Origin of the sequence: Kocuria sp. PD6 (genome assembly GCF_031844145.1) — a bacterium.
GTDB classification, from domain to species: domain Bacteria; phylum Actinomycetota; class Actinomycetes; order Actinomycetales; family Micrococcaceae; genus Kocuria; species Kocuria marina.
The window spans coordinates 1-10,308 of record NZ_JAUZUS010000024.1; the positions used below are offsets into that span (position 1 = coordinate 1).

Genomic DNA, 10,308 nt, shown 5'->3' on the forward strand with positions numbered 1-10,308 from the left:
GGTGGCCGACGAGGTCCCAGCAGCCTGAGTTCCCCCGGCAGGGGCCGTAATCCCTACAGGATCGCTGGGCACACCAGTCTCGGGAGTTGGTTTGGCGGGCGCCACTCGTGCCGGGCGTATGGGTTCCTCATCCTTGTCGTTGAGGATGCCGTCCCCGTCGATGTCCGGGTCTTCCTCATTGAGCAGGCCGTCCCCATCCATGTCCGGATCAACCTCATTGATGAACTTATCGCCGTCGAGGTTGTCGTCAGCCTTGTTGTCGATGCCGTCCCCGTCGAGGTCGGTGTCATTGATGTCGAGGGTGCCGTCGCGATCGGTGTCCCGTTTGGTGTCCGGAACCCGGGGCGCCACTCCGGGCAGGAGCTCCTTCTCGCTCCCAGTGTCCGCAGACGGTGACGGTGCCGGTTGGGGTGGTGCCGTTGTGGGGCCGGGCGGGGCAGGAGCTGGTGCCGGTTGGGGTGGTGCCGTTGTGGGGCCGGGCGGGGCAGGAGCTGGTGCCGGTTGGGGTGGTGCCGTTGTGGGGCCGGGCGGGGCAGGAGCTGGTGCCGGTTGGGCGGGTTTTACGGGTTTGGTCTGGATGGCCGTGGGCTTTTGCGCCGCTGACGGTGGAGGGGCCGGTGTGGGGCTGGGTTTCGCAGGAGCGGAAGGCTCGGCCGTGGGTTGGGGCTCCTTCGTGACCTTCTTGGTGGCAGCGGCCTTCTGCTCGGCAGCTTCTTCGTCCGAGGCGGCCTTTTTCTTGGCGGTGGTCTCGTCATCCACGGGGGCCGGCACGGGCACCTCCAAGGAGTACTTGCTGCGGGAGGCGGGAATGACGCGGAGACCGTCGACCCAGTCGAAGGACTGGGGGTCCACGGCCTGCCCGTCGACCCAGGTCTCGAGGTGCAGGTTTGGTCCCGTGACTCGGGTTCCGGTGGCACCGACGGAACCGAGCTGCTCGGCTGCGGCCAGCCGGTCACCGGTGGCCACCCTGACGTCCTCGAGGTGGTTATAGGTGGTCCTCAGTCCGTCCGCGTGGGTGACCTCCACACGGTTGCCGCCCCAGACGTCCCAGAACACGGCCGTCACCTCGCCCTCGGCGGCCGCCACGACCGGCAGCCCTGCGGCTGCGGAGACGTCGGTGCCGTTGTGGAACTCGCGGTCGCCGCGATCGGGGGCGATCCGCCACCCGAAGGTTCCCCCGGTCAGGACGGCCCCGGGAGTGGTGGGGGCGATGAGGGTGTTGACGGGAAGCTCGCCCGAGTACAGCCTCGGTGCATGTCGCCCCGGGCGCACCGTCGAGGCCGCGTTCCGGGCGGCGTCGCCCGGCCCGGTGCCTTGGCGCCAGGACCCGTTGCCTGCGGCGCCGTCACGGACGGGCGAGGTGGAACGGTTCTGCCGCAACGGTGCCGCCGGAGGGTGCTGCCGCTCCTGACCTGACGCGAAGAGGCTCCACCCGCTGTCCGACCGCTCCGAGGAGGCCGAGGAGCCCGCCGACACCCCGAAGGCAGCCCCTCGTTCTTCGCCGGCCCCCGGAGTGACGCCCGAGCTGACGGCCACGCTCGGCGCCACGAGGGCCGAGAACGCGGCGAGGGCGCTCACCGGCGAGGAGGCGCGGTGACGGAGGTCGGGCTTGGCAGGGCGGCGAGAGGAGTCACGGGGCATGATGGTGTTTCCCCCAGGACGTCGCGGGCAACGACGGAAAGATCGAGCAACGGACCGCAGGCATCAAACATTGGTGTGCGCGTAGGAGCACGGACAATCCTCCTGAGGATACGTCTTCGCTCCCGTTAATGCGGTGTCGTGCGGGCACGCAACGCTGTATGACGCGCAGAGCTGCCGCCCTCCGATTCGAGGTTCCTGAATCGGTGGCAAAGTGGCGCTGATGTACCTCATGTGACGCGGTAGATCTCGGTGTCAGGGCGCCGAGTCATGGGTCAGGTGTTGCCGTGGCAGCCAGGGTGGTTCGCGCCTGTGGTCAGTCGAGCAGATTGGTGAGGCCGGGGGCGAGCAGCAAGATGGTGGGCACGATGATGAGCGCAGCGGCTGCGCCGATGACTGTTGCCTTTTGTCCCGCCGGCACGGGCGTGGCCTCCAGTCGCAGGATGCGATGACGGGCGTCCTCGGCAGGGGCCGCGCCTGTCCAGGTGCCTTGGAAGCGGTGCGAGGGAGCAGCGGATCCACCGGTGCTGACAAGGGCGACGGCTCGGGCGAGGGTACGGTCGTCGACGCTCCGGCGGGCGCGGTCGTCGGCGAGCATCTCGACGAGGAGCCCGACTTCGCGGTGAGCGCGGTCGGCGATGGGGAACCAGGGCAGGGAAGCCTTCCAGGCGCGGAATAGCATCAGCACGATGTCATGGCGTTGGGTGGCATGTGCCTTCTCGTGCTCGATCACCGCGTCCAGCTCGTTTTCATCGAGCAGTGACAGCAATCCGGCAGAGAGGACGGTCATCGTGGTGAACGCCCCCGGGAGGCAGTAGGCGACAGGGGCGGGGTTGTCGAGGAGCCGGGTGCCGGGGGCATCGGGCAACGGTGTGCTCAGGAGCAGGACCAGCTGGGCATGGCGCCGGCGATCGCGTTCGGCGCGCACAATCGTGACCATCAGGTTCAGCAGCAGATGCCCGCCGAGCAGAACTGCTCCGGACAGCGCGAGGATGTGCATCGGGCCTGCGGGCACCCATGGCTGATCTCCCAAGAAGCTAGCGGCGAAGCTGATGCCGCCCGTGACCAAGTCCGGCCCAAAAGGGGCCAGGCCGAAGGTGAGCAAGGCCCCGAGCATCGACAGCCCGCCGGCCAGGGCGACGGCCTGCCAGAGCACCAGTGCGGTGGCGGGGGCGCGGGTCGGCCACTTGGCGTGCGAGAAAAGGATCGGGACGGGCCAGGCCAGGGCGAGAGCAAATGCCGCGAGGCCGATCGAGGCGCTGATCACATGGACTCAGTGGTCGTCGAGGAGGCGCCGCAGAGTTTGTGCCTCCTCGGAACTGACGCCCCCGACGAAGCGTTCGAGTACGGCGGCCCGGTCGTTGGCTGTTCCGAGGACCTCGTGCATGAGGGAGGCCATGTGCTCTTCGCGGGACGCTGCGGCGTGGTACCGGTGGGGGCGGAAGGTGCGTTCCCGTGTGACGAAGCCTTTGCGCTCCAGGCGGGACAGGACGGTGAGCACGGTGGTGGCGGCGCGGGGGCGACCGCTGTCGGTGGCTAGGGGGAGCTGGTCCTGGAGGTCGTAGGCCGACAGGGGGGTGTCCGCCTGCCAGAGGATCTCCATGATGGATCGCTCCAGGTCACCTAAGGAGGTTGCACGTTTCGATTCGTTGGTTGCCACCAGCTGATTCTAGCGGACCGACCCACGTGTTCTACAGTGGTGTAGAAGTAGTTCTACGACTCGTAGAACTACTTCTACACCACTGTAAAAAGGCTTGGGGGACAACCCATGGATCCGTTGGAGATCGCCCGGTGGCAGTTCGGGATCACCACCGTCTACCACTTCGTGATGGTCCCGCTCACGCTCGGGCTGGGTCTGCTGGTGGCGCTCATGCAGACGATGTGGGTGCGCACCGGCAACGAGCGTTGGCTGCGGATGACGAAGTTCTGGGGCAAGCTCTACCTGATCAACTTCATCATGGGCGTGGCCACCGGGTTGGTGCAGGAATTCCAGTTCGGGATGGCCTGGAGCGAGTACTCCCGCTTCGTCGGCGACGTCTTCGGCGCACCGCTGGCGATGGAGGGCCTGCTCGCCTTCTTCTTCGAGTCCACCTTCCTGGGCCTGTGGATCTTCGGCTGGGACCGCCTGCCCAAGAAGCTGCACCTGGCCACGCTGTGGACCGCGGTGCTCGGCTCCGTGGTCTCGGCCTTTTTCATCATCGTCGCCAACTCCTGGATGCAGCACCCGGTGGGCGTGGAGATGGTGGACGGCCGCCCGGTGATGAACGACGTGTGGGCGGTGCTGACCAACAACACGGCCCTGGTGGCCTACTCCCACACCCTGGCCGGAGCGGTGGCAGTGGGCGCGGCGTTCCTGATCGGGGTTTCCTGGTACCAGCTGTGGCAGCGCCGCCGGGACAACATCGACACCGTCGACGACTCCGGTGCCGTGGTCGTGGGAGAGCGGGCCGATATTCCCGGGCGGGACCGGGTCGACCACGCGGTGTGGCTGTCCAGCCTGCGCATCGGTGCGGTGGTCGCCGCCGTCGCCTTCGGCGGGGTCGCCGCCACCGGGGACCTGCAGGGCAAGCTCATGTTCGACCAGCAGCCGCTGAAGATGGCCGCCGCTGAGGCGGCCTGCCACGATGGCACCAGCTTCTCGGTGCTGGCCGTGGGCCCGCTCGGAGCCCAGGACTGTGACCAGGTGACCAACGTCATCGAGATCCCGGGCCTGCTGTCGTTTTTGGCCCACGGGGACTTCGACACCGAAGTCAAGGGCGTGAACACCCTCATCCCACAGTACGAGGCCGCCTACGGCACCCACCTGCCTGAAGACCCCATGTACGGCGAACGGGCCGGCCAAAAGATCGACTACCTGCCCCTAATGGAGGTCACCTACTGGGGGTTCCGCCTGATGATCGGCTTCGGCATGCTCGCCGCCGGCTTCGCGGCGCTGACGCTGTGGCTCACCCGGAAGGGCACCGTCCCGGCTTCCAAGCCCTTGATGTGGGTGGCGGTGGCCTCCATCCTGGCACCCTTCGGGGCCAACATTGCCGGGTGGGTGTTCACCGAGATGGGACGGCAACCGTTCGTGGTCGTCCCGAATCCCAACCCCAGTGGTGTGGACGGGGTGTACATGTACACCGCCGCTGCCGTCTCCCCGGGAGTCAGCGGGGAGGAGATCCTTTTCTCCCTCATCACCCTCGGGCTGATCTACGCGGTCCTGCTGGTGGTGGAGACGAGGTTGCTCGTGCGCTACGTGCGCGGCGGGGTCGCCTCGGCCATGCCCGAGCTCGCCCACCACGAAGATGACCCCGCCCATCCCGAGGGCATGACCGGTCGGCGCGATGACGTGCTGGCCTTCGCCTACTGAGCCCGACGACCACAGAACGGCCCCTGACATGGAACTGCTTCCCACTCTCTGGTTCATCGCCATCGCGGTGCTGTGGACCGGGTTCATCCTCCTGGACGGCTTCGACCTGGGCGTGGGGATGCTCATGCTCACCAGTACCCGCGATGAGCGCCAGCGCCGGCAGATGCTCAATACCATCGGCCCGGTGTGGGACGGCAACGAGGTGTGGCTGATCACCGCAGCCGCCGGGCTCTTCGCCGCCTTCCCCGACTGGTACGCCTCCTTGTTCTCTGCCCTGTACGTCCCCTTCGTGTTCGTCCTGGTCGGGCTGATTTTCCGGGCGGTGTCCATCGAGTACCGCGGCAAGGTCCACAGCGACCGGTGGCGGCGGTGGGTGGACCGGGCCCTGGGCGGGGGATCGTTCCTGGTCGCCTTCGGGCTCGGTGCTGCCTTGGCTTTGACCACTACGGGCCTGCCGCTGAACGCCAACGGCGACCGCGTCGGCGGGGCCTTCGCCTGGTTCACGCCCTACGCGCTGCTCGGTGGGCTGGCGCTGGTCGGTTTCTGCCTCGTGCACGCCTCGGCCTTCCTGGGACTGAAGACCGAGGGCCCGGTCCGGGTGCGTGCCCGCCAGTTCCTCCTCCGTTTCGGCCCGGCCGCGCTGGTGCCGCTCACCGTGTGGGTGTTGGCCGTTCAAGTGCTCCACGACAAGGCCTGGACCTGGCCCCTGGTCGGTGCCGCGGTCGTCGCCGCGCTCTTCGGGTGGACCAGCGCCCGCCTGGGCCGGGAAGGCCGCGCCTTCGCCGGCTCCGCCGCACTGCTGTTCTGCGGCCTTACCTCAATCTTCGCCAACGTCTACCCCGTGGTCCTGCCCTCCACGATCGACCCCGCCCACCACCTGACGGTGGCCAACGCCTCCAGCAGCGACTACACCCTGGGGGTCATGACCGTCGTGGCGGCCATCGGCTTGCCCTCGGTGATGCTCGCTCAGAGCTGGAGCTATTGGGTGTTCCGCCGGCGCCTGACCACCGGCCATCTTCCCGCCCCCCACCCCGTCCTTCCCGCCGTTGCCCCGAGCCGCGCCGCGGGTACCCGACGTGAGGGTGTGCCGGGGACGGGCACGGACGGGAACCAGCAGGCATGAAACGTCCCCCGCTGGGCCCCGGTGGTGCTGCCACAGTCTTCACCCTCGGCCTCCTCGGAGCGCTCAAGGCTCTGGCTCTGATCGGCATGGCCGAAGCCCTGGCCCGCGGCATCGTCGGGGTCATCGCTCATGACACGGCGGCCTGGCAACGGGCTCTGCTGGTCGGGGTCGGTGCCGGGCTGCTGCGTGCCGCAACCACCTGGGCCACCCAGGTCGTCGCCGTCCGCGCCGCCGGTCGGGCGAAGCGGGGGCTGCGCCGAGAACTCGCCACCCGCCTCCTGGCCGGGGGCGGCCACGACGTCGGCGCCACGACCACTGTGGGCACCATCGGCCTCGACGCCCTCGACGACTACTACGCGCGCGTGCTGCCCTCGGTCACCGCCGCCACCACCGTGCCTCTGCTGGTCGGGGCGCGGATCCTGGCCGCCGACTGGGTCAGCGCCCTCATCATCGTGCTCACCGTGCCCCTGATTCCGGTGTTCATGGCACTGATCGGGCTGCACTCCCAGGACAAGGCTGAGGAGTCCTCCGCCGCCCTTCAACGACTCTCCCACCACCTGGTCGAACTCGCCCGTGGACTGCCCGTCCTCGTGGGCCTGGGACGGATCGAGGAGCAGGCTGCGGCGCTGCGCGATGTCTCCGAGCAGCACCGGCACACAACCATGGTGACCCTGCGCACCGCGTTCCTCTCCGCGCTCGTGCTCGAGCTGATCGCCACGCTCTCGGTCGCCGTCGTGGCGGTGTTCGTCGGCGTGCGCCTCGTCTACGGTGACCTCGACCTCCTGGTGGGACTCATTGCCCTCATCCTCGCCCCCGAATGCTTCGCCCCCTTCCGCGACCTCGGCGCAGCCTTCCACGCCTCCCAGGACGGCATGGCAGCCTTGCACTGCTCCCGTGAGATCGTCGCCGAGCCCCCGGCCCCCGACATCCGCAGACCGACGCCACCGGAATCGAACCCCGCAACGATCAACCCCCAGCCGGACACCCCAGCGGACCAGGCACCCGCGGTGCGAATCAGTGGCGTGGTCGTGCGCTACCCAGGACGGCCCTCCCCAGCAGTATCCGGTCTCGACGCCGAAATCCCTTCCGGAACTATCACTAGCGTCGAAGGCCCCAGCGGCAGCGGCAAATCCACCCTGCTCGGGGTCCTCGCCGGAACCATCGAAGCCCAAAAAGGAACCATCCACGGGATCGACCCGGCTGCAGTGGCCTGGGTGCCTCAGCACATCCACACCGTCGGCGAGACCGTCCTCGACGAGATCCAGCTCTACGCCCACGACACCGCTTCCACCCACCACGCCCTCGCGCGAGTCGGACTGACCGGGCTGGCCGAGGCGGACCCGAACCAACTCAGCCCCGGGGAACTGCGCCGCCTGGGCCTGGCCCGGGGCCTGGTCCGCATCACCGCCGGGGCCCGGCTGCTGCTCCTCGACGAGCCCACCGCCCACCTCGATCCCACCAACACGCACCGCATCAGAAACCTCATCGACAACCTGCGCGGCACCACCACCGTGATCCTGGCCTCCCACGAAACCGAGATCACCGCCCTCGCCGACCAGAAAGTGCTCCTGGGGCAGCCCGCCAGCCCCCGCGGGGAGGGGGCGCATCGCCAGCCAGGAACCACCGCCCCGGAGGAGCAGCAGGCCTCCGATCGCCAGGGCGAGGCGTTCACTTCTTCACTCGCCGAGACCTCCGGTGGTGCGTTGGGCGAGCTCAGGGCGTTCCTCGCCTCCACTCGCTGGCGCATGTTGGGGGCAGCGGCCCTGGGGACGGCCTCAGCCCTGTTCGCCGCCGCCCTCACCACGCTGTCGGGCTGGCTAATCGTGCGCGCCAGCGAGCAGCCGGGAATCATGTACCTGATGGTCGCCATCGTCGGCGTCCGCTTCTTCGGCATCGGCCGCGCCGTGCTGCGCTACGCCGAACGACTGGCCACCCACGACGCCGTCCTGTCCGCCACCACCGAGCTCAGGTCCCGGATCTGGGCCGGGCTGGCCGCCCGAGGCCTGGCCTCCCGGGTTCTAGCCACCGGTGGGGCGGCCCTGGAGCACCTGGTCGACGCCGCCGACCGGGTCCGCGACCTGGCCCCCCGGGTCCTGCTGCCACCGATGGCCGGGGCCGGCACCGCCCTGGGGGCTGTCGTCGCCGTCATGGCCCTGTGCCCCAGCGCGGTGCCCACGCTACTGGTCGCCGTCCTCGGCGGGCTGCTCGCCGGGCCCGTCGCGGCGCTGCTGGCCGACCGATCCGCGGCCCGCCACCTCACCGTCGTGCGCTCCAGCGTGATCCGCCGCTTCGCCGCGATGGTCGCCGCCTCCGACGAGCTGCGCGCCAACGATCGAGCCAAGGACATGCTCGCCCGGCTCGACGACCTCGAGCAGTCCGCGGACACCGCAACCCGGTCCACTGCCTGGGCGCGGGGCCTGGGCGAGGCCGTCGTGGTGCTGGCCTGCTCCCTCTCCTCCGTGCTCATGCTGGCAACCACCGTCGAAGCCCGGGCGGCAGGCACAATCTCCGCACCGGTCGTCGCCGCACTCGTGCTGCTGCCCCTGGGCCTGATCGATCCGCTGCTCGGCGCGGTCGATGCGGTACAGCAGTGGCCCGCGCTGGCCCAGTCGCTGCGCAAGGTCCATGCCGTCACCGCCACAACCACCCGCCATAAGCGACCTCGGCCCCCCGCCGGGCTGGTTCCGGCTCAGGTCCAAGAGCTGACGCTGGCCGACCTGGCCGTCACCTGGCCGCAGGCGCCGGCCCCGGCATTCCGCCACCTCCAGGCCACCGTGCGCCGGGGCCGGTGGCTCGTCGTTGAAGGTCCCTCCGGCTCAGGCAAATCCACCCTGCTGGCGACCCTCCTGGGCCACTTGCCCGCCGCGGAGGGCTCATGGCAGGTCAACGGCTCCGACAGCACCACCTTCGACGCCCGGCAGCTGCGGCGACGCTTCGCCTGGTGCCCCCAGGAGGCACACCTGTTCGACTCCACCATCCGCGGGAACCTCCTGCTCGCCCGGGGGAAAAACGATCGGCCCACCGATGAGGACATGCATGAGGTCCTTACCCGCGTGGGCCTGGAGTCCTTCATGGGTGGATTGCCCCAGGGCCTGGACACACCAGTCGGCCCGAGCGGAGGGAGCCTCTCGGGAGGCCAACGACAACGCATCGCCGTCGCCAGGGCGCTGCTCACCCGCGCCGACGTCCTGCTCGTCGACGAACCCACCGCTCACCTCGACGCACCCGCTGCCCACTCGCTGATCTCCGACCTGCGCTCAGCACTGTCCGACCGCATCGTCGTGCTCGTGACCCACCACGCCGAACAACGCACTGGAGCAGACGTTCGCCTCCACCTGCCAGGAGCGCACCAGCACTGCGCACCACAGCCCAGTGACCATGCACAGACCAGTGACCATGCGCAGGCTAGAAACGGCGACCGGTCACTGACGCGTGTTCCCTGACCGTCCCGCCAACGCAGAAAATTCCAGGCGTCCCAGATGGGATACAGCCCTTCCGGGGACTCTGCTCGACCCGTCCTCAGCGCCGGCGCCCGGCTGACCTGCGCTGGCACGGGTTAATCCGGAAGGCTCCGAGAAGACGCCATGGCGAGTAGGACCATCCCGTGACGAGACACCGCTCGGCTCCCTCACGCTCCCGGGGCGATGGAGGTGTCGGTGCTCGCTGTGGCGTCTTCGGCGGGCGGCACGGTGGCGCGGCGGGGTGAGCGGCCCAGATCTACCACACGGTAGATCAGACCCGCCACCAGACCCCCCAGCAACGGGGCAACCCAAAACAGCCACAGCTGAGACAGGCTTTCAACACCCCCGATAACCGCGGTGCCGGTGGAGCGGGCCGGATTCAGCGACCCGCCGTCGAAAGGCGCCAGGATGGTGAGCAGGAAGGCGAAGCTCGCCCCGATCGCCACCGGGGCCAGGACCGCGTTGGCCCGTGGGGCTGTCGAGCCCAGGACCACGAGGACGAACAGCGTCGTCGCCACGAACTCGACCAGAAGCACGGTGGACCAACCGGCTTGGGAGGTGGAGTTCTCCCCGTAGCCGTTGGCCACCGCCCCCAAGGCCTGGGCGGTGGTGGAGGCATCAATCAGTGTCATCAGCACCGCCCACAGCATGCCCACCGCGACCAGCGCCCCGAGCACCTGGGCCACCACGTAGCCGAGGGCGACCTTGGCCGGAGTGCGCCCGGACACGACCGC

At 69.1% G+C, this 10,308-nt stretch carries 7 protein-coding genes; 3 read left to right on the forward strand and 4 right to left on the reverse strand.

What is annotated here, in order from left to right:
* From Q9R22_RS13000 to Q9R22_RS13010, 3 genes are all read right to left on the reverse strand, one after another.
* Positions 1-1,641: peptidoglycan DD-metalloendopeptidase family protein (locus Q9R22_RS13000; protein ID WP_311254292.1), on the reverse strand; the 1,641-nt coding region annotated here is incomplete at its 3' end.
* A gap of 313 nt (positions 1,642-1,954) precedes the next feature.
* Complete coding sequence (locus tag Q9R22_RS13005) at positions 1,955-2,905, reverse strand: M56 family metallopeptidase (protein ID WP_019311283.1); 951 nt, start codon at positions 2,903-2,905, stop codon at positions 1,955-1,957.
* Positions 2,906-2,911: 6 nt separating this feature from the next.
* The gene (locus Q9R22_RS13010) at positions 2,912-3,298 is read right to left on the reverse strand and encodes a BlaI/MecI/CopY family transcriptional regulator (protein WP_257879654.1); all 387 of its coding nucleotides are present in this window, start codon (positions 3,296-3,298) and stop codon (positions 2,912-2,914) included.
* Between the two features lie 108 nt (positions 3,299-3,406).
* Between Q9R22_RS13010 and Q9R22_RS13015 the strand changes: the two genes are divergently transcribed.
* The 3 genes from Q9R22_RS13015 to cydD are packed head-to-tail and all read left to right on the forward strand — an operon-like array spanning position 3,407 to position 9,556.
* Positions 3,407-4,990, forward strand: coding sequence for a cytochrome ubiquinol oxidase subunit I (locus tag Q9R22_RS13015; protein ID WP_019311285.1), 1,584 nt, complete (start codon positions 3,407-3,409; stop codon positions 4,988-4,990).
* Positions 4,991-5,018: 28 nt separating this feature from the next.
* Positions 5,019-6,113, forward strand: a complete 1,095-nt coding sequence (gene cydB / locus Q9R22_RS13020) for a cytochrome d ubiquinol oxidase subunit II (RefSeq protein ID WP_019311286.1) — start codon at positions 5,019-5,021, stop codon at positions 6,111-6,113.
* The gene (cydD, locus tag Q9R22_RS13025; protein WP_131332603.1) at positions 6,110-9,556 is read left to right on the forward strand and encodes a thiol reductant ABC exporter subunit CydD; all 3,447 of its coding nucleotides are present in this window, start codon (positions 6,110-6,112) and stop codon (positions 9,554-9,556) included. Before cydB ends, cydD begins: the two co-directional genes overlap by 4 nt.
* A gap of 185 nt (positions 9,557-9,741) precedes the next feature.
* Here the strand turns inward: cydD and Q9R22_RS13030 are convergent.
* A partial coding sequence (locus Q9R22_RS13030) for an aquaporin (protein ID WP_311254293.1) occupies positions 9,742-10,308 on the reverse strand: 567 nt, incomplete at its 5' end.